This is a genomic window from Sphingobacterium paucimobilis HER1398 (assembly GCF_000416985.1).
In the GTDB taxonomy this organism is placed as follows: domain Bacteria; phylum Bacteroidota; class Bacteroidia; order Sphingobacteriales; family Sphingobacteriaceae; genus Sphingobacterium; species Sphingobacterium paucimobilis.
Genome location: NZ_ATDL01000004.1, coordinates 280,055 through 300,318 on the forward strand (window position 1 = coordinate 280,055; position 20,264 = coordinate 300,318).

At 40.5% G+C, this 20,264-nt stretch carries 18 protein-coding genes; 14 read left to right on the top strand and 4 right to left on the bottom strand.

The genetic code is table 11. The annotated features are described in order from the left end of the window. Positions 1–23 precede the first annotated feature (23 nt). Together M472_RS26805 and M472_RS26810 are read left to right on the top strand one after the other, a co-directional pair. Positions 24–224 (top strand): twin-arginine translocase TatA/TatE family subunit, encoded by a 201-nt coding sequence (locus M472_RS26805; RefSeq protein ID WP_021068914.1) that lies wholly within the window; start codon positions 24–26, stop codon positions 222–224. Between the two features lie 248 nt (positions 225–472). Next, positions 473–1,906, top strand: coding sequence for a lytic transglycosylase domain-containing protein (locus M472_RS26810; RefSeq protein WP_021068915.1), 1,434 nt, complete (start codon positions 473–475; stop codon positions 1,904–1,906). Positions 1,907–1,924: 18 nt separating this feature from the next. On the opposite strand, the gene M472_RS26815 is transcribed toward M472_RS26810, so the two are convergent. Then, positions 1,925–2,440: a phosphoribosyltransferase family protein gene (locus M472_RS26815; protein ID WP_021068916.1), complete on the bottom strand. Its 516-nt coding sequence runs from the start codon at positions 2,438–2,440 to the stop codon at positions 1,925–1,927. Between the two features lie 144 nt (positions 2,441–2,584). Then, positions 2,585–3,160 carry a C40 family peptidase gene (locus M472_RS26820; RefSeq protein WP_021068917.1) on the bottom strand — a complete coding sequence of 192 codons (576 nt, stop codon included), beginning with the start codon at positions 3,158–3,160 and terminating at the stop codon, positions 2,585–2,587. Positions 3,161–3,669: 509 nt separating this feature from the next. Between M472_RS26820 and thrA the strand changes: the two genes are divergently transcribed. The 4 genes from thrA (at position 3,670) to M472_RS26840 (ending at position 9,910) form a co-directional block, all read left to right on the top strand. Then, positions 3,670–6,120 (top strand): bifunctional aspartate kinase/homoserine dehydrogenase I, encoded by a 2,451-nt coding sequence (gene thrA / locus M472_RS26825; RefSeq protein WP_021068918.1) that lies wholly within the window; start codon positions 3,670–3,672, stop codon positions 6,118–6,120. A 40-nt stretch (positions 6,121–6,160) separates the two neighbouring features. Next, the gene (locus M472_RS26830) at positions 6,161–7,153 is read left to right on the top strand and encodes a homoserine kinase (RefSeq protein WP_021068919.1); all 993 of its coding nucleotides are present in this window, start codon (positions 6,161–6,163) and stop codon (positions 7,151–7,153) included. A 133-nt stretch (positions 7,154–7,286) separates the two neighbouring features. Beyond that, positions 7,287–8,594 carry a threonine synthase gene (gene thrC / locus M472_RS26835; RefSeq protein ID WP_021068920.1) on the top strand — a complete coding sequence of 436 codons (1,308 nt, stop codon included), beginning with the start codon at positions 7,287–7,289 and terminating at the stop codon, positions 8,592–8,594. 131 nt (positions 8,595–8,725) lie between these two features. Further along, a complete protein-coding gene (locus tag M472_RS26840; RefSeq protein ID WP_021068921.1) occupies positions 8,726–9,910 on the top strand; it encodes a class I SAM-dependent rRNA methyltransferase in 1,185 nt (394 codons plus the stop codon). Positions 9,911–9,979: 69 nt separating this feature from the next. On the opposite strand, the gene M472_RS26845 is transcribed toward M472_RS26840, so the two are convergent. Continuing rightward, positions 9,980–11,026: a 3-oxoacyl-ACP synthase III family protein gene (locus M472_RS26845; protein ID WP_021068922.1), complete on the bottom strand. Its 1,047-nt coding sequence runs from the start codon at positions 11,024–11,026 to the stop codon at positions 9,980–9,982. A gap of 145 nt (positions 11,027–11,171) precedes the next feature. On the opposite strand from M472_RS26845, the gene M472_RS26850 reads away from it, so the two are divergent. The 4 genes from M472_RS26850 (at position 11,172) to M472_RS26865 (ending at position 16,207) form a co-directional block, all read left to right on the top strand. Next, the gene (locus tag M472_RS26850) at positions 11,172–11,453 is read left to right on the top strand and encodes an ATP-dependent Clp protease adaptor ClpS (RefSeq protein ID WP_021068923.1); all 282 of its coding nucleotides are present in this window, start codon (positions 11,172–11,174) and stop codon (positions 11,451–11,453) included. 85 nt (positions 11,454–11,538) lie between these two features. Then, entirely contained in the window at positions 11,539–14,031 is a 2,493-nt protein-coding gene (locus M472_RS26855) for an outer membrane beta-barrel family protein (RefSeq protein ID WP_021068924.1), read from the top strand. 254 nt (positions 14,032–14,285) lie between these two features. Continuing rightward, entirely contained in the window at positions 14,286–15,095 is an 810-nt protein-coding gene (locus M472_RS26860; protein WP_031301341.1) for a 3-keto-disaccharide hydrolase, read from the top strand. Further along, positions 15,095–16,207 (top strand): SGNH/GDSL hydrolase family protein, encoded by a 1,113-nt coding sequence (locus M472_RS26865; protein ID WP_081643082.1) that lies wholly within the window; start codon positions 15,095–15,097, stop codon positions 16,205–16,207. The genes M472_RS26860 and M472_RS26865 overlap by 1 nt, the downstream gene beginning before the upstream one ends. A gap of 24 nt (positions 16,208–16,231) precedes the next feature. Here the strand turns inward: M472_RS26865 and M472_RS26870 are convergent, their stop codons facing one another. After that, positions 16,232–16,933, bottom strand: coding sequence for a YjjG family noncanonical pyrimidine nucleotidase (locus tag M472_RS26870; protein WP_021068927.1), 702 nt, complete (start codon positions 16,931–16,933; stop codon positions 16,232–16,234). A 179-nt stretch (positions 16,934–17,112) separates the two neighbouring features. Between M472_RS26870 and M472_RS26875 the strand changes: the two genes are divergently transcribed. The 4 genes from M472_RS26875 to hemE are packed head-to-tail and all read left to right on the top strand — an operon-like array spanning position 17,113 to position 20,262. After that, complete coding sequence (locus M472_RS26875) at positions 17,113–17,988, top strand: sensor histidine kinase (RefSeq protein ID WP_022829260.1); 876 nt, start codon at positions 17,113–17,115, stop codon at positions 17,986–17,988. Beyond that, positions 17,978–18,697, top strand: coding sequence for a response regulator transcription factor (locus tag M472_RS26880; protein WP_021068929.1), 720 nt, complete (start codon positions 17,978–17,980; stop codon positions 18,695–18,697). The genes M472_RS26875 and M472_RS26880 overlap by 11 nt, the downstream gene beginning before the upstream one ends. A gap of 8 nt (positions 18,698–18,705) precedes the next feature. Continuing rightward, positions 18,706–19,221 (top strand): hypothetical protein, encoded by a 516-nt coding sequence (locus M472_RS26885; RefSeq protein WP_022829261.1) that lies wholly within the window; start codon positions 18,706–18,708, stop codon positions 19,219–19,221. Positions 19,222–19,227: 6 nt separating this feature from the next. Further along, positions 19,228–20,262 (top strand): uroporphyrinogen decarboxylase, encoded by a 1,035-nt coding sequence (gene hemE, locus M472_RS26890; protein ID WP_021068931.1) that lies wholly within the window; start codon positions 19,228–19,230, stop codon positions 20,260–20,262. Positions 20,263–20,264: the final 2 nt, after the last annotated feature.

The window sequence follows — 20,264 nt, forward strand, 5'->3', positions numbered from 1 at the left end:
TTTTATAAGTATAATAGAACAAAATGTATACATCAAATTTATTATTTATAGGAACCCAGGAGATTATCATTATAGTTGTCTTGGTTCTATTATTGTTTGGAGGGAAGAAGATTCCTGAATTAATGCGTGGCTTGGGACGTGGTGTCAAAGAGTTTAAGGATGGGCAGAAGGAAGAGCCTACCGATCAAAAGAACAATACATCTGATAACACAAGCAATTCTTAATGATTGCTCTTACATAGGAAAAAGGATTTGATCTTCGCTTTGGAGGATTGAGTCCCTTTTTTTTTGCAAGTGTTCGCTGTTTAAGGCCATTAAGATTTTTTTTTTCATGATGTTTTATCTTTAGTATTCGTATTCAAGAGGTCTCTCGATAACAGTGGAATCGGTTCATATCTTTTGAATATTAAAAAGAATCATGGAAGTTTTATTTTGTAAACCTTGCCCACTAGTCGGCTAAAAAACTAGAAAGCATGAAATTTTCTATTACGTTGTCAATCGCTGCTGTATTTGTATTCTCGTGTACGGTAGCTCAAGAAGTTGCGATTGATGCCCAAAAAGAGGAACTGAACAGTTCAATGAATGCCTTTATAGAGCTTCAGCAAAAGCAATTGGCATCCCATCTCGATTCAATCAAGGAAAATATAGATCCCAATCTGGAAATCACCCCTGAAGACCTAGGGATACTGAGACGATTGAAGTCTATTTCAAAGGACGTGCCTTTGGAGTTTAATTCACAGGTGAGGGGGTATATTGGTAAATATGCATCTCAGAACTACAGGCCCTATATGAATAGATTGTTAGGGTTGAGCCAGCATTATTTTTCAATTTATGAAGCTGTCTTTGAAGAGGCTAAAATACCTGAGGAGATCAAATATCTTTCCTTAGTCGAGTCCTCATTAAATCCTCATTTGGTTTCTACTTCAGGTGCGGTTGGCCCCTGGCAGTTTATGTATGCTACTGCCAAGTTTTATGACTTGGAGATGAATAGTAATATAGATGAACGAAAAGACGCTTACGCGGCGAGCTATGCCGTGGCTCGATATATTAATGAGGCCCATACTCAATTTAATGATTGGTTATTAGCTTTGGCATCTTATAATTGTGGAAGAGGTTGCGTACAGCGAGCGATTCAGCGTTCGGGATTCACCAATCCTACCTTTTGGGAACTAGCTCCGTTCCTTCCTAAAGAGACGCGAAATTACATTCCCAAATATATCGCAATGACCTATGTTCTTTCGAATGCCGACTATTATGGAATAGAAGCAGAATCTACAGAACTAGAGTTGGCGAGCAAGTTGGTTATGGTGGATAAGAAGATTGCTTTGGCAGGAGTAGCTGAAGCTGTCGGGGTATCTTTGGATCAGTTAAAGAAGTATAATCCGGCATTCAAGCAAAATGTAGTGATAGGCTCAGTTGAGAAGCCACGACGTCTATTGTTACCTCTTACCGAAAATACAAATGATAGTCTTTTGTATTTAGCTTTAAATGAAGTTGTATTACCCCAGCAATCGCCTCGGAATGAAGAAGTAGAAGCAAAGCTGGCTGTTCAGGAGCAAAAGAAATATAAAGTTAAAAATGGTGAAACCTTGGTTAGCGTATCCCGTAAGCTAGGAGTCTCTGTTCAAGACCTTGTAGCTTGGAATGGATTGTCGTCTAAGAGCAAGGTTGTGGGACGCGTTTTGATTGTAGAGAAACCTGTTGATTCCCGTTTGGCGGAAAGTGTAAAAACTGCGGCAACCAAAAGGAAAAATACGGGTGTGGTCTATACGGTGCAAAGAGGGGATTCTCTAGATCGGATAGCCAATAAGTTTTCAGGGAGTTCAGTGTCCAAATTAAAAGCAGATAATGGTTTAAAAAGTGATATGATTAAACCAGGAATGAAACTTAAGATAAATAAAGGCTAGGGATGAAAAAGGTGCTGCTTAGTAAAGCCAAGCAGCATCTTCTTCATTGTCGATTTCTTCTAGTCTGACCTCAACATGCTCTTTCAAGATTGTAGAGAGTTTTACACCGTAAAAATCGCTGAATATAGGGAACTTATGATGGCTTCTATCAATGAGCACTGCGGTCCGCATTTTCTTTAAGGGTACATTAATAAAGGCTCCTAGGGCATAGGCTAATGTACGGCCACTGTTAAGCACATCATCCACAATGATGACCGCTTTGTCTTTAGCCATTTCAACAGGTAGGTCTGTACTGGCTTCCAGATTTCTTTTACTCTTTTCTATATTGACCTTAATAAGTTCTATTTCTTTTTCAGGTGCTATTTCTTGAAGTATGTTTTGTAGGCGTTGCGCAAAAATATACCCTCGGTCAGCAATTCCAACGAGTACTACAGCTTTTTCTTCAAAGTTGTCTTCTAGGATCTGATAAGCGATGCGACGGGATTTTTGCTGTATCTGCTGCTTGTTTAATATAAGAGTTTTCTTTGTTGACATGATGATTATTTGACTATGCTAATTTAGTGAAATTAGGAGAGAAGTTCTATATAATACGCGTGAAAATTATTTAATGCGGGATGAATAAAAAAAAGCCTAGATGGATTCCATCTAGGCTCTATATTGTTCAAATAGTAACAAAGTCTATTTGTTGTCTTCTTTGTAGTTTGACGCATCTGCTGTCATGATCCTATCTTCGTCTTTTTTAGGCCTTCCTCCGTTATAGTAATAACGCTGCCAGTAAGCTTCATTAAGACTACTTACCATTACACCTTTACTCGAGGATGCATGTGCAAATTTGTCGTCTCCTAGATAGACGCCTACATGTGTTATACTTTTACTTCTGATTTTGAAAAAAACTAAATCTCCTGCTTGAAGGTCGCTTTTTCTGATGGGAGTTACATTGTCATATTGATTCCTGCTGTTGTATCCGATTGTAGTATTGAATACGTTTTCATAAACAGCCAAAGAGAACTTGGAACAGTCTATGCCTTTTTTGGAATCCCCGCCTAGTCGGTAGGGAGTACCTAACCAATCGTAGACAAACTGATAAAGTTTTGTGCTTGTTGTAGTATTAATAGCTACACCCATAATCTGAGAAAAGTACTCTTTTGTAAGATTATCCTGATCTCCTGTTTTACTTTTGTTTGTTGTTTGTGCGTGCGACACTAGACAAAAGCCTATAAATAGCATACTCGCTATTATCTTTTTTGTTTTCATTAAATCGCTTTATTTAATTACAACTTTCCTTCCGTAGATGTATATCTACACATCGACATCAACGAAGATAGGGTATTATGGTTGCGGTTCCAAACTATTTTACATTTTTTTAACAAAACTTTAACTTTTTAATTCGTGTAAATACTTGTATTACAATAGGTAGTGTGTTTGTCTTTCTGTGCGTATTGTAAAATGTTATTTGTAGTATATTAACAAGTCAGTGTATTTGATTACCATCTCTGATTAGATAGAAATAATAGACTAATATTTCTATTTTATTAAAATAAATTTGCATTTGTTGATATAGTTGTATTATCTTTATGAAAATTTTACAAAAGAGATGTTTTTAAATACGATTATTTCAACAACTATTATTACCACCGGGATAGATTCTGGAGGAGGTAGTTCTATGGTGAAATGATTAAGTGCAGCGAATATATAGAGCCTTCCTCCAGAAAAGAGGAAGGCTTTTTTTTTGAACTATTTTGACACAAACTAATATAAAACTAATGAAGGTATTAAAATTTGGAGGGACTTCGGTAGGTACCAAAGAGAGTATCCAAGAGATGTTGGCAATCGTTAAAGAATCTTTTGATAAAGGAGAAAAACCACTTGTTGTTTTGTCTGCAATGTCGGGGGTAACGAACTTGCTGACCCAAATGGCGGAACATGCTGCTGAAGGAAAACCGTTTGATGAGAATCTGAAAGTGCTGGAGGAAAAGCATTTTGATGTTGTAAAGAGCCTTATCGCGGTCAAATTCCAGAATCCGGTATTTACCAAGTTAAAGCTTATGCTCAACGACCTGGATGAAATCCTACAAGGCGTCTTTGCTTTGAGAGAGTTGAGTATGCAGAGCAAAGACCTGATTGTTTCTTTTGGTGAGCGCTTTTCAAATTATCTGGTTTCTAAGATTATGGAGCAATATATACCGGAGTCCGAGTATATCAATGCTTCTCACTATGTCAAGACGGACTCCAATTTTGGGAATGCCCATATCAATGAAGAGTTGACGACACAGCTTATTCAGGCTTTGTCTTATACCCATGCGGACAAATTGTTGTTTGTTACCGGTTTTATAGGATCCAACGATAAGGGACGTGTGACGACATTGGGCCGTGGAGGTTCCGACTATACTGCTGCCATCTTTGGATCTGTCCTAGGGGCTTCTATTATCGAAATATGGACCGATGTAAATGGAATGATGACAGCTGATCCGCGGATCGTTAAAAAGGCATTTTCGTTGCCTATACTATCTTACACAGAAGCAATGGAACTCTCGTACTTTGGCGCCAAGGTAATCTACCCGCCGACGATGATTCCGGCATTCATGAAAAAAATACCTATCGCTATCCGTAATACCTTCGAGCCACATTTGGCAGGGACAGTTATTCAATTTGAATCGGATAAGTCGAGTTATCCTATAAAAGGTATATCGTCTATTTCAGATATATCTATTATCAATCTTACAGGAAGTGGAATGATTGGCAAGTCTGGATTTTCCGGGCGACTTTTTACGATGTTGGCAAGAGAGCAGATCAATGTGATCCTAATCACGCAATCATCCTCTGAGCATAGTATAACATTTGCGGTCAATCCACAGGATGCAGCGAAAGCATTGCAGTTGATCGCCGTTGAATTTGAATTGGAGCTTGATGCCAATAAGCTTATCATGCCTGAGTTGGAAGAAAATCTTTCTGTCTTGGCGATAGTGGGTGAAAATATGAAGCGTACTCCGGGTATATCGGGAAGGTTGTTTCATGCATTGGGGCGGAATGGTATAAATGTACGCGCTATCGCTCAAGGTTCGTCCGAATTCAATATATCGGTTATTATTTCAAAAGATGACCTTGCTAAGGCGCTGAATGCTGTGCACGATGCGTTCTTTGCCGAGTTGAAAAAGACCTTACATGTCTTTAACTTGGGTACAGGCAATATCGGCGCTACATTATTTAAGCAGCTTCATGAACAACATGACTTTCTACTGGACAATAATGATATCGAAGTAAAGGTCGTTGGGATTTCTAACTCTCGGAAAATGCTCTTTAACGAAGCGGGAATTAATTTAGAAGGCTGGCAAGAGGATTTGGAAGGCAATGGTGAGATAGCAGATTTATCAGGTTTTATGGAAAGAATGCGAGCGATGAATCTGCCAAATTGTGTTTTTATTGATAATACAGCGAGCAAGTTGCCTGCTACCTATTATGAAGACATCTTTAAGTCCAATATATCTATTGTAACATGTAATAAGATCGCTAATTCGGGCGATTATGCACAGTATCGTTCGTTGAGAGACACGGCGCGCTTACACGGCGTTGACTTTTTCTATGAAACCAATGTAGGTGCCGGGCTACCTATTGTACGTGTTTTAAAAGACCTGATGATGAGTGGAGATCGGATTTTAAAGATAGAAGCAATTCTGTCGGGTACAATCTCTTATATCTTTAATAATTTCGTTGGCGATGCTTCTTTCTATGAAGTTGTGAAAAAGGCACAGGAGTTGGGTTATACAGAGCCTGATCCACGTGATGATCTGGGAGGAGTAGATTTTATGCGTAAAATGTTGATTTTGGCAAGAGATGGAGGTCATGTGATCGAAGCATCTGATGTCGATTTAGGTGCTATCCTGCCCGAGTCCTGTTTGCAGGCGGCCTCTGTTGATGAGTTTTATGCCGAATTATTGAAAGCTGACCAGTATTTTAATGCGTTGAAGGATAAAGCGGCTAGCGAAAATAAAGTAATCCGTTACATCGGTACATTGGAAGATGGTAAGGTGAAGATCTCTTTGCAGATGGTCGATAGCTCACACCCTTTCTTTGCACTATCCGGTAGTGATAATATCATCTCGTTTACAACGGAGCGGTATAAGGAACGTCCGCTCGTCGTGAAGGGGCCTGGAGCTGGAGCAGAAGTAACAGCAGGAGGCGTATTTGCCGATTTAATTAATGTTGGTGCGAGGTAAGCCGTTACATAAGAATTTGATTCAGTTTAACAGTCGAGTTATGAACGAAATAAAATTAGAGAAGAAAGTAAACTTTGATAATATAAAAGATAAGGTTCGGGTTTTTGCGCCTGCTACCGTGGCAAATATGATCTGTGGCTTTGATATCCTGGGCTTTGCTGTCAATGAACCCGGCGATGAGGTCAAGATGTATCGCGTAGCCGAGCCGGGGGTCCGTATCCGTTCGATAGCAGGGGATGACGGACGCTTGCCTCTGGATGCCGACCGTAATACAGTGAGCGCTTGTGTGAAGATGCTGCTGCGGGATCTGGGAGTTGCGGATACCATCGGTGTAGAGATTGAGCTTATTAAGCATATGCCAATAGGTTCTGGCCTGGGCTCGAGCTCTGCGAGTACCGTTGCTGGTCTGTATGCTATTAATGCTTTGTTGGGAACACCTCTTACGAAGGAAGAGTTAATGCCCTACTGTGTAGAAGGGGAGCGCCTGGCGTGTGGACATGGACATGCTGATAATGTCGCACCAGCATTGATGGGGGGAGTCACGTTGATTCGAGGACAGGAAGCACTGGACGTTATAAAGCTTCCGGTACCCGGAGATCTCTATGCAGGGATTGTATTTCCACAGGTCGATGTACCGACACGGGATGCCCGCCAGCTCATAAAAGATAAGGTGCTATTGAAAGAAGCTGTAGTGCAATGGGGTAATATCGCAGGGTTGATTGCGGGCCTTTTTCAAAATGATTATGATTTGATAGGTCGCAGTATGCAGGATGTCTTGATCGAACCTACGCGCGCTATTTTGATCCCTGAGTTTTATGAGATGAAACGGATTGCCCTAGAATGTGGGGCGTTAAGCTTTGGGATATCGGGATCTGGACCATCGGTTGTAGCTATCTCCAGAGGAGAAGATATCGCTCGTGTAGCGACAACTAAGATAAAAGAACACCTGTCGTCAAAAGAAATCGATAGCTATCAGTATGTGTCTGCTGTTAATGTCGAGGGGCCTCGACTGTTGGAGTTTGACAACGTATAGAAAAGCCCAAAACTAACTAATGACCATTGAAAATTATATACATATGAAATATCCATGTAGTACAGGCTACACAAACACGGATGAATATAGTTTGGATATTCCATATGACAGATAAAAAACAGATTATACACATATGAAACTTTACAGCACAAATAATAAAGCATTGCGTGTTTCTTTTCAAGAAGCCGTTTTCAACGCTCTCCCTCAGGATAAGGGATTGTATATGCCAGAAGTCATCCCACAATTGGATCCTTTTTTTATCCAGAATATACAACAATATTCACTTCAGGAGATCGCTTTGACGGTGGCCTCAGCATTGATTGGTGATGATATCCCTAAGGCTGACTTGAAGAAGATTGTGGATGATGCCATTAATTTTGATGCCCCGGTTAAGTTCTTGAATGCAGAGACGGCAGTTTTGGAATTGTTCCATGGACCTTCTTATGCTTTCAAGGATTTTGGAGCTCGTTTTATGAGTCGGGTCATGGGGTACTTCTCTCAAAAAGGCGATCAGCTCTTGGATGTGCTGGTCGCGACATCAGGAGATACCGGTGGAGCAGTGGCTTTAGGCTTTTTAGGAGTTGAAGGAACGCGTGTCACGATTTTGTACCCTAAGGGAAAAGTATCTAAGGTACAGGAGGAACAGTTGACGACTAACGGTCAGAATATTAGAGCCCTGGAAGTAGATGGTACATTTGATGACTGTCAGGCTTTGGTGAAAGAGGCTTTTAATGATACCGAACTTAATAGTGTGTTGCGGCTCACATCAGCAAATTCAATCAATATCTCCCGATTGATTCCTCAGACATTCTACTACTTTTGGGCTTATGCGCAATTGAAAGCTCAGGGGATCTCTGAAGTCGTATTTACAGTGCCTAGTGGTAATTTTGGAAATATCGGTGCTGGGTTATTGGCCTATAAAATGGGACTCCCAGTGACGCATTTTGTAGCAGGGACAAATGTTAATGATACCGTTCCTCGCTTTCTTCGTTCGGGTAACTATGAACCCAAGCCTTCGGTTCAAACACTAGCCAATGCTATGGATGTAGGTAATCCAAGTAACTGGGTCAGAATACAAGATATGTTTGATGGAGATTTAGAACACCTTCGAGGTATGGTCTCTTCGTATACCTATGATGATGTTGCGACTGAACAAGCGATGAAAGAGCTGTATGAAAAATATAATTATATAGCTTGCCCTCACACTGCGATAGCTTATCTAGCATCAGAGGCATATCGTAGAGATACACCGGGGACCTACGCTTCGGTATTTTTATCAACGGCACACCCTTGTAAATTTCCGGACGCAATAGACGAAGCGGTATTTGCCAAAGTAACTCTTCCTAAGGGAGCAGTAGATTTGTCCAATAAACCTAAGCTTGCGACGGATTTAAAAGTCAGCTATAAAGATTTTAAAGCCTATTTGCTCGCTAGTAGATAGGCTGATCGTCCTATATCCGAAAAGAGCAGTATCCGATAGGAACTGCTCTTTTTTTGTGTAGTTTGGAATAAAATTTTGAAAAAGTTTAAAATAAATAATATTGTTTGCTTCTTCAGTTTTATTTTTGTGCGATGAATAAGATAATCTTACAAAAAGGTAAAGATAAAGCTGCTTGGCAATTACACCCTTGGGTGTTTTCTGGAGCGATCGGCAAAATAAATGGTCGGGTGCAACCAGGAGAGGTTGTAGCCGTATACAACATAGAAGAGGAGTTCATTGCCTATGGCGTCTATAATAATACATCGCGCGTTGCAGTCCGTTTGTTGGAATGGAATCCGGCGAATGAGATTAATGAAGACTGGTGGAGGCTGCGGGTAAGAAAGGCCATTCAGAATAGAAAACATTTGTTGACGGCAGATAATGATGCGGCTCGTTTGATTTTTGCGGAAGCTGATTTTTTACCCGGACTGATTGCGGATAAATATGCAGACTATATTTCTATTCAGGTTCATTCGGCAGGGATAGAACAGGTCAAAGAACTTATCGTTGATGAATTGGTAAATCTCCTGCAACCTAAGGGGATTTACGAAAGAAGTGATTTGAAGTCTAGAGACTATGAAGGGCTACCGGATAGCAATGGCGTATTGTGGGGAGAATTACCTCCGGATTTTGTTGAAATCGTGGAAAACGGGATCCATTATAAGGTAAATATCATTGATGGTCAGAAGTCAGGGTTTTACTGCGATCAGCGTGAAAACCGCTTTTTGACAGCTCAATACGTCAAAGGCAAGCGGATGCTGGATTGCTTCTGTTATTCGGGTGGTTTTACTTTAAATGCTTTTCGGGCGGGGGCTGATGAAGTTGTCTCTGTTGACAGTTCTGCGTTGGCGATAGAGACCTTAAAGGAAAATGTGAAGTATAATGGTTTTGATGAGACAAAACATGTAGCGGTTCAGTCTGATGTAAATAAGTATTTGCGTCAATTGGGAGAGGGTGGAGAAAAGTTTGATGTAATTGTGCTAGATCCACCAAAGTACGCACCCTCCAGATCGACTTTAGAAAAAGCTTCGAGAGCTTATAAGGATTTGAATCGTAGGGGATTGATGTTGTTGGAGAGTGGTGGTCTATTAGCAACTTTTTCTTGCTCTGGAGCAATGGATATTGAGACCTTTAAACAAGTTATAGCTTGGGCTGCTTTGGATGCAGGTAAAGAAATCCAATTTATTAGACAGTTTTCGCAACCGGAGGATCATCCCGTTCGTGCTTCTTTCTCCGAAGGTGAATACCTGAAGGGGTTATTGGTGCGTGTATTGTAAGAAAGCAAGTTGAAATGTTGTGATAAGAAAGTCGGCAGAAAGACGATTCCTTATCACAACATTATATTATTACCACCGGATCAATGCCGATCCCCAAGTAAAGCCTGCTCCAAATGCGGCTAGGCAAATCAAATCGCCTTCTTTGATCCGGCCCTCTTCCCAAGCTTCTGAAAGCGCTATTGGTACGGATGCAGCAGTTGTATTGCCGTATTTTTGAATATTATTGAATACCTTATCATCCGCTAATCCCAATGTTTTCTGTACAAACTGTGATATACGGAGATTGGCTTGATGCGGTACCAGAAGGTCTATATCGGCAGGTGCTAATCCGTTTTTGGCTAAAGCTTCACCGATGACTTCCGGAAATTTTACCACTGCCTTTTTGAAAACGGCCTGACCATCCATATACGGAAAAGCACTTCCATCTTCTAGCATTTTAGGAGTCACGAACATTCCTCCCAGTTCCTGATCGGGCCATTCGGGTCTGTTTTCTAAGCCTTTTCCTCCCGATGCTCCAGGGTAATACATCGCTAGTTTTTCGGCATCCGCACCATCCGAGTGGAGGTGGGTACTCAAGATGCCTTTACCCGTTTCGGTTGTTGGTTGCAGTACGGCGGCACCCGCTCCATCACCAAATATAACGGATACGGCACGGCCTCGTGTCGAAAAGTCCAAAGCAAAAGAATGTTTTTCTGAACCGACCACCAGTATGTTTTTATACATTCCCGTTTTTATAAATTGATCCGCTATAGACAATGCGTAGACAAAGCCCGAACATTGGTTACGGATGTCTAATGCTCCGATTTCTCCCATACCCATTTCCCTTTGGAGCAGTACGCCACAGCCTGGAAAATAATAGTCTGGAGATAGGGTGGCAAATATGATGAAGTCGATGTCTTTAGCCGTTGTTTTTGCACGCTCTATAGCGATCTTGGCTGCTTCAATAGCCATTGATGTCGTCGTTTCCTCCAGACGGTCGGCATACCGTCTTTCCTTGATGCCAGTACGTTCTTGGATCCACTCGTCGGTGGTATCCATGAATCGGGTAAGGTCATTGTTGGTATACACATTTTTAGGAACATAGTGTCCTATGCCTGCTATTTTAGATTGGAACATGATCTTGTAATTCTAGTCGTTAATAATCCAATTGTTTTCAACCCATCCGCTGATTAGGATGACCTTTTATTCAAAGAGGTCTGTCCATAGGGAGGAAATTACTACAAAATTACGGTTTTTTTGAAAAATACACTACTTTTGCGCTATGGGTGTAGAAACCGCACAAGAAACCTTTACGCTTGAAGAAATATTAGCTTCTGTAAAAGAAAGCCATAAGCTTATTCTTTGGAATGATGATATTAATACGTTTGATCACGTAATCTATTGTCTGATCCATCATTTGCAATATACAGAAACACAGGCCGAGCGTATTGCTTGGAAGGTGCACACTGAAGGCAAATGCGCTGTGTTAGAAGGGCCTTATGTAGAGCTGGAGATTTATCGGAAGATATTGAAGGCAGAAGGTCTTACCGTTTCGGTGGAGTAGCTTTTTCTCGGTAATAATACAGTTACGATAGTCCCTTATTCTGTTTTATTCTCCATTTTTGTAGCTTACGAACGCAATCTAAGCTATGCAACTTAAATTACTATTTACCCTATTTTTTGCCCTTCCTTTATTTATATATGCGCAACAAGGCCAGTTTAAAGTCACTGTCCTAGAGGAGTCGACCAAAGAGCCTGTTCTTGGAGCCAGTGTCTCGTTGTTGCACGCTGTTTCAAAGGCCCCTGTAAAGGGACGGCAGACGGATGGTAACGGAGTCGCTTCTATTGATGGGCTGCCTGCCGGTACGTATCTCGTAAAGATCAGTTTTGTAGGAATGCTTGATTATGAACGGGAAGGTGTGGTAATCGCTGCCAATAAGACAAATGATATCGGTGTTGTATCCCTTTTTGAGAGTGGTCGTCAGCTGGACGAGATTGTGGTAAAGGGGCGTCTGCCCGAATTGCAGTTGGGAATCGATAAAAAGGTATTTGATGTCTCCCAAAGTATGGTTAGTGTAGGTGGTACGGCGCAGGATTTACTAGCCAATGTTCCCACCTTACAGGTGGATATGGATGGTTCTGTGAGTTTGAGAGGATCTAACAGCGTTCGTATTTTGATAGATGGCAAAGAGTCTGCTATGGCAGGTTCTGATGTTAATAAATTGCTTCAGTCACTACCGGCTGATGCCGTTGCTAAGGTAGAAATCATTACCAACCCCTCGGCAAAGTATGATGCGGAAGGACAATCCGGAATTATCAATATCGTGTTGAAGAAGAATGTCCGCACTGGGTTTAATGGGGTGGCAAATGCTTCTGTCGGTAGTTACGATAATTATAATGCAGGGGTTACGTTGAATTATAGAGACCGGAAGTTTAATTATTTTGGAGGATATAATTATAGGAATGGCCGTAATGTAGGCGAGGGTGGCGTACGTACGGTACAGCTGTTTGACGGTTTGCAACAGAATAACAGTGAAATCACCGAATCGAACTCAGAAACATTCCGAAAGGGAATAAATAATTCTTTTCGTTTAGGAACGGATTATTATGCTAATGAAAAGACAACGATTAGCGTAGGAGCCAATTTGAGTTTGAGGGATAATAAAAGAGGTGAAGATATTTTTTACAACTATTATAACCGCCCCGATTATGGTAGCTCTAGTTCCCGTGAATCCAGACAGAAAGAAGAGGATCTGGGATACGATATCAGTTTTGATTTTAAGCGTACCCTACGTAAGGAAGGCGAAGAGTTGACGGCTAATGTAACTTACGGTTACGACAAGGAGGATGGTACGAATAACTATATACAGCGCTACGATAAGACTTCTACTATCTCTGAAAGTAGACGGAAAAATGCGACCAATGAAAGTGGCCAGAATTGGAATTTTCAACTGGATTATGTTTTGCCGCTAGGTGAGAACCATAAGTTCGAAGCCGGGTATCGTACGATATTACGTTCGTCGGATGAAGGGCAACGTTCGGATAAATTAGTAGACGGAGTGTTTGAACCTGATTATGGGGTAAACAATGATTTTAATATGAAATCGGGTGTCCATGCATTGTACGCTAATTATCAGCGTATGTTATCTCAGCGAATAGGGCTACAATTAGGATTGCGTGCGGAGGATGCTTTTCTAAATACGACTATCCGTAGTTATGACCCATCTCTCATCAATAAAGGGACAGATGTGATGCCAGGCAAGCTCGATTACTTTCGAGTATATCCGAGTTTGTTCCTAACTTATGATGTTAACGCGGAAGGCGATAAGGTACAGTTGAGCTATTCTAGACGAGTGCAACGTCCTCGAGGCTGGCAGGTCAATCCTTTCGTGGATTTATCGGACGAGACGAACTTTAGACAAGGTAATCCGGAGCTGATGCCCGAAGATATTCATGCTGTAGAGATGAGTTTTGCAAAGTTTTATTCGGGATGGAATTTCCTTGCCTCGGCTTATTACCGCCGTATAAACGATGTGACGCAACCGTTTCAGTATGATCAAAATGATTCTTTAGCAGCTATTTATTTGGCTGATAATCCCAATGCTACTTTTATGCGTTGGGAAAACATAGGTTCCAGAAATAATGCTGGGTTTGAGGTCGTGTCTAAGGTGAATATTTTTCCCTGGTGGGATATAACTGCTAATGGAAATGTTTTCTATTTTAAAATAGAACCGAATGAAGGATATAATGTTCGTTCTTCTGACGGACTTTCTTGGAACGCAAATCTAACGACAAACCTTAAGTTGGCAAAATTGACCTCTCTTCAGTTGCGTGGCGATTACCGAGCTCCAATGAACAGTTTGCAGGGGCGGACGAAAGCCATGAAGGGGGTAGATCTAGCTTTAAAGCAAGACGTGTTGAAGGGGAAAGGCAGTGTCACGTTTAATGTTCGTGATTTATTTGATTCTAGACAGTTTGGTGGCGATAGTTATCTGCCTTCTCAGTATTCGGACCGGTACTTTAGATGGTCTAAGCGTACATTTACGCTTGGCTTCTCTTACCGTTTCGGAGTACAGGATTTGACCAAAGGCAGAAAGAAAAATGAAGACATGCCTTCCGATGAAAACATGGGCGGTTATTAGGTTTTTCTTTTAAACTACTAAGTGTAGGAATTACATTAAGTATTTGTATATTTATTGGTAGAATTTTGATTATAGATTTGAACCTGAATAGTTTTCGATGACTTTTGGGTAATTCAACGACCGTAAATAAAAAATATTTTAATGAAACTATCATGATTTATTCGATCATAGGAGAGAATGAATCTGATAGCTTTCTAACAAATGAAAAGTAAACCAATCCGCCAACTGGCGGATCACGAAGTAATTATATACATATGAAAACTAGCTTTATTTCAGCTTGCTTAATGATGGGGATGTTTTCCTTCTCAGCAGCACACGCACAAGGCAAAAAGAGCTTCGAGGCTGTCGATCCAACCTATGAATTGATGAACTTGCCAAAGGTAGATCTGACAAAGTTCAAGAAAAACAAAAACGGAGCCTATGTGCTATTTGATGGTAGTTCCCTAGAGGGCTGGCGAGGATACAATAAGACCTATGTTCCCAATAAATGGACTATTGAGGATGGTGCACTTAAGTTTTCTAAGAAGCCTAGTGTCGATAAGCCTGAAGGTGGTGATCTAATTTTTGCACACGATTTCAAGAATTTTGAACTGGAGTTTGAATGGAAAATATCCGAAGCGGGCAATTCTGGTGTGTTTTTCTTAGCCAAAGAAGTCAAAGGTCAACCGATATATATATCGAGCCCAGAATACCAAATTCTGGACAACGAGAAGCATCCTGATGCTAGTAAAGGTGTTGATGGGAATCGCCAATCGGCCTCATTGTATGATATGATCCCCGCAAAGCCTCAAAATGCAAAAGCGGTAGGAACGTGGAATAAATCGAAAATCATCGTTCAAGGAGAGAAAGTTCAGCATTTTCAGAATGGTAAGAAGGTCGTAGAGTATACGATAAGAACCCCTGAATGGAATAAGTTATTGCAATCGAGTAAGTTTAGTCAAGACAAGTGGCCCCTAGCTTTTGAGTTACTTTCTAAAGTGGGCGCTGAGCCGGGGGTGATAGGTTTTCAGGATCATGGAGACGATGTTTGGTATCGAAATGTTACGATTAAAATATTACCATAATGAGCGTGTTTATATCCAACTATAGAGTTAGACTATGGTGCGCGATCTTTTGTTCAGTCTTTTTATTGACTGGTGTGGCACAGGGGCAGCAGCAATCTTATAAGGTCAGCTCTGATGTTTTAAAAGGGAGGGTCAAGGAGATGTCGAATGAAAGTTCTCTAGGTCGTCTTCCGGTGAGGGTGAAAAGCCATGTTAGAGATGCTGTTTGGAATCTAGGGGAGAATTCAGCTGGCGTATATGTAGACTTTCGTACAGATGCGGACACTATAGTGGTTCGTTACGCTGTTTCCGGAAATTTGAATATGCCGCATATGCCCTCGACAGGCGTTAGTGGAGTAGATCTATACCTCAAAGAAGGGAATAGTTGGCAATGGGCATATGGTAGCTATCAATTTAAAGATACCATACAATACACATTCAGTAATATTGGAAGGAATAAGTCGGGTACCTATCGTTTATACCTCCCCTTGTATAATACGGTAAAGTGGCTTGAAATCAGCGTAGATAAATCGCAGCAGTTTTCTTTTGTGGATAACAAGGAGAAAGCGGCTCCTATCGTGGTGTATGGAACTTCCATCGCACAGGGAGCCTGCGTATCGCGACCAGGTATGGCTTGGACAAATGTGGTGGGACGCTCTTTGGGAAAAGAAGTAATCAATTTAGCCTTTTCAGGAAATGGACGTTTGGAGAAAACTGTGTTAGACTTGATTGCTCAGGAAGATGCTGCAGTTTTTGTTTTGGATTGTTTACCTAATTTACCTGTTACCCCTAGTCGGACGGAGAAACAATTGGATTCATTGATTGTGGGAGCTGTCAAAACCATTCGGGCCAAGCATCCGACAGTTCCTATCATCCTCACAGGGCACAGTTCGGCTTTTACGCCAGGCTTCCTAAATAAAAGTACACGTGCTGAATATGAAAGATCTACAGAAGTAGGTAAAGCAACTTTTGATAGATTGGTCAAGGAAGGTGGCCGTAATCTTTACTGGTTGGACAGTAGGGAGATAGATTTAGACATTAATTCTACGGTCGACTATGCACATCCCAATGATTATGGCATGGATAAAATAGCACAAGCCTATATCCGGTTGTTAAAAAAAGTATTAAAATAGGGGAGGGGTTAATCTTCCCCCCTATTAAAAAATATGTTGCAGCTCCTTTAGGTCTACAATCATATGTTCCACGTCAGCTGGTTTGTCTGCTCCCGTACTATTGAAATAGATAGCTTCCATGCCTGCATTTTTTGCTCCCCTTATATCAGCGTCTATATTGTCACCAATCATGATAGAAGTTGTCTTTTCAGCTTGGCCATTACTTATCGCATGATCAAAGATCCGTGGATCCGGTTTGTTGATACCAAAAATTTCTGATATGACAATTGTTTTGAAGTAATTTTCAAGTTGACTGTGCTTTAGTTTAAGCTCACAGGCTTCCTTAAAACCGTTTGATATCAGGTGAAGATTATACTTTCTTTGAAGGTAGGAGAGTGACTCGTGTGCATTGGGGAATAGATTGGTCTTTGTGGGGCACAGTTTGAGATATTCTTCTTCGAAGGCAAGTGGAAATAGGCTAGGGTCTACGCCTAGCTGTGAGAACGTATCTGAGAATCTTAGTTTTCTTAGTGTAGGTTTGTCTATTTTTCCATGATGGTAAAGCGCCCATACACGGTGGTTGTTCAATGTATAGGTCTCTATAAAAATATCTGCTCGGCCAGGTCCAAAAAGACGGTCAAATTGAAAAGCTGTATACAACTCGTGTAATGCTTCTTCTGCATTTTTGTCAAAATCCCAAATGGTATGGTCGAGGTCAAAAAATATGTCTTTTTTTTGTTTGAGCATGTACAAACCTACATAAATTCAATATTCTACGCAATATAGTGGCATTGTAATAGTTTTGTCGCTTTCTCTATTTAATTTTTTTTAGAAGAAATGACCAACCCTTTTTCTTATTAGTGTCATAAAACAAGGCCTATTTTATTATGCCCTAGTATTTGCCTATTTTTGTTGAAAATGCATTTATGAGAAGAGCACTTTTTTGGTTTTATCTACTGGCGTTATATGCACTTTGCCAACTAATAGGTTGGGGGTATATGTTTATAAAGCATGTGCCAGATAGAAAGGGGATGATTATTGGTGAGGGATTGATTTTTATAGCAATTTTCGTTCTAGCGGTAATCAAGCTGAAAAAGCACTTAGAACGTGAGCGCTATTATCAACAACAGCAGCAGAACTTCCTGCTTTCGGTAACACATGAGCTAAAATCGCCCTTAGCTTCTGTTAAGCTTTATTTACAGACTATTTTAAAACGAGACTTGGATCGTGAGCAGCAGAAAACGTTTTTGTCCAACTCGTTGAAAGATATCGAACGTCTTGATTATTTGGTAGAGAATGTTTTGTTGGCTACCAAATTGGAAAACCGGACTTTTATTCTACCTAAAGAGGATTTTGATTTTTCAGAATTGATTGAAGAGATATTGGATCGGCTTCAAAAAAATGCATGCAAATCTGAGATTATTAGACCGCAAATCGAACCGGGAATTGTCCTACATGCTGATAAGTTTGCAATTACTAATGTGGTGACCAATCTTGTTGAGAATGCCGTCAAATATTCGCCACCTTGTGCTAATGTAGAAGTGAGTCTCAAGAAAAATCATAATAATCTTGTTTTTTCTGTTGCCGATCATGGAGCAGGTATACAAGATGAGGAAAAGAGACTTATCTTTAATAAATTCTATCGTGTAGGGAATGAATCTACTCGCAAAACCAAAGGAACTGGTTTGGGGTTATATATAGTAAAAACTGTATTGCAAAAACATGATGCTACAATTCGGGTAATGGATAACAAACCTTCTGGTAGCATCTTTGAAGTAACATTTGAAAATTATGCAAGCTAAACAAAGGATACTCTTAGTCGAAGACGAGGAACACTTGTTGGAGGCCATCAAATTAAATTTAGAATTAGAAGGGTACCGTGTCACTACGGCTACCGATGGTAAGAAGGCGTTGAAAATCTTCAAAGAAGAACGCTTCAATCTGATTATTTTGGATGTAATGATTCCTGAAATCGATGGTTTTCAGGTAGCAGAAACCATACGTCTTCAGAATACAGAAGTGCCTATTATGTTTCTAACGGCCAAAAACAGTAGTGAGGATCGTATTACAGGTTTAAAGAAAGGTGCAGATGATTATTTGGTGAAGCCCTTTAATTTGGAAGAGCTAATCTTGCGCGTTGGAAATCTGATCCGCAGAGGGATGAAAGGAGACGAGTTAAAGGAACTCAACTCTTATACAATAGGCGATAAGACTATTTATTTTAATTCCTACGAGCTGCACTTGGCAGATGGTACAGTCACTTCGTTGACAAAAAAGGAAACCATGCTCCTAAAGTTACTCATCGAACGACGTAATGAGGCCGTTTCTAGAGAGCAGATTTTAGAAACAGTATGGAACTATGATGTGTACCCTTCTACACGTACAATTGATAATTTTATTCTGACTTTTAGAAAGTATTTTGAACCCGATCAAAAACATCCTATTTATTTTCATTCGATAAGAGGGGTCGGTTATAAATTTACAGATAATACGGACGGTCAAGCCGAATAATATATTTTATGAATACAAGGCGCCGAATGATAATCATAGGCATAGCCATTATTGGATTGGCCTATGCTGTTGTTTTTAAGCACTATAACGTTTGTATCTATTTGTTGGGAATTATTGGTTACTTTATATGGAGCCAGTATAGAGAGGGGACAGTTTTTCTAGCAACTCAGGCATTCCATAGACAAGATTACGAAAAGACGGACAAGTTACTTTCAGAAATCAAAAATCCAGATAACCTACGTAAGGGAAGGCGTAATTTTTATGAATTTATGAAAGGCAATCTGGCCTTGAAAAATAATAATATAGAGGAGGCGGAGTATCATTTTCAATTGGCATCGCGGTTACCTTGGCGGAGAGACAATGAGAAAGGTATGGTTCTGATTAATCTAGCCAATATTAATCTGCGGAAAAAGGAATACGATCGAGTGAACACCTATTTGGAATTAGCGGACAAATTGGCTTTGACACACAGACAACGAGATATCGTTGCAAAAATTAAGGAAGACGTAAAAAAATATAATTAAAATATAGTGAGTACAACTTTACAGAACGATTTGTTTATCAAGGCTGCGCTTTCGCAGCAAGTGGAGAGACCTCCGGTATGGATGATGCGTCAAGCAGGACGTTTTATGCCAGAGTATTGGGAAATTAAAAATAAGTACAGTTTTTTGGAGATGTGCAAAACTCCAGAAATTGCTGCGGATGTAACCATGCTTCCTGTTGACCTTTTAGGTATTGATGCTGCTATTTTGTTTTCGGATATTCTCGTCACTGGAGAGGCGATGGGAGGAGATCTTTCTTTTGAACAGGGAGTAGGTCCTCGTTTTGCGAATCCTGTCCGTACTTGGAAGGACGCTGAAAATCTATCTGTAGATTGTCTCGATAAGTTGCAATACGTAGCTGATGCAATCCGTGTTATACAACAACGTCTTGATGGACGCATTCCTTTGATTGGATTTGCGGGAGCACCGTTTACAATACTAAGTTATTTGGTTGAAGGTGGATCTTCTAGAGATTTTAAGCTAACGAAGTTGATGTTGAATAATGAGCCTGAATTGGTGCACCTTATTCTTCAGAAAATAGCAGACTTAACGATTGCTTATTTAAATATGCAGATCGATGCTGGTGTTAACGCTGTTCAGCTTTTTGATAGCTGGGCTAACGCGTTGTCATGGAATGACTACCATACATTCTCGCATAAATACAATAAGTATATCTTAGCGAATCTGAAGCGTACAGTACCTGTAATATCATTTGCTAAAGGAGCATCTGTATTCGCACCTGTAATGGCTGAGAGTAATCCTGATGTTATTTCTGTCGATTGGAATGCGGATCTGTTGAATATCAAGAAGAGTCTTCCTGCAGGTATGGCGGTTCAAGGAAACTTAGATCCGTTTATAATGTATGCAGACAAACCGGTGATTAAAGCTAAGATTCATGAGCTGTTCGAAAGAATGCGTGGGGAAAATGGCTTTATATGTAATCTGGGGCATGGTATTATGCCTGATATGCCATTTGACCATGTCAAATACGCAGTGGAAGTCATAAGAGAGTTTAGATACTAACG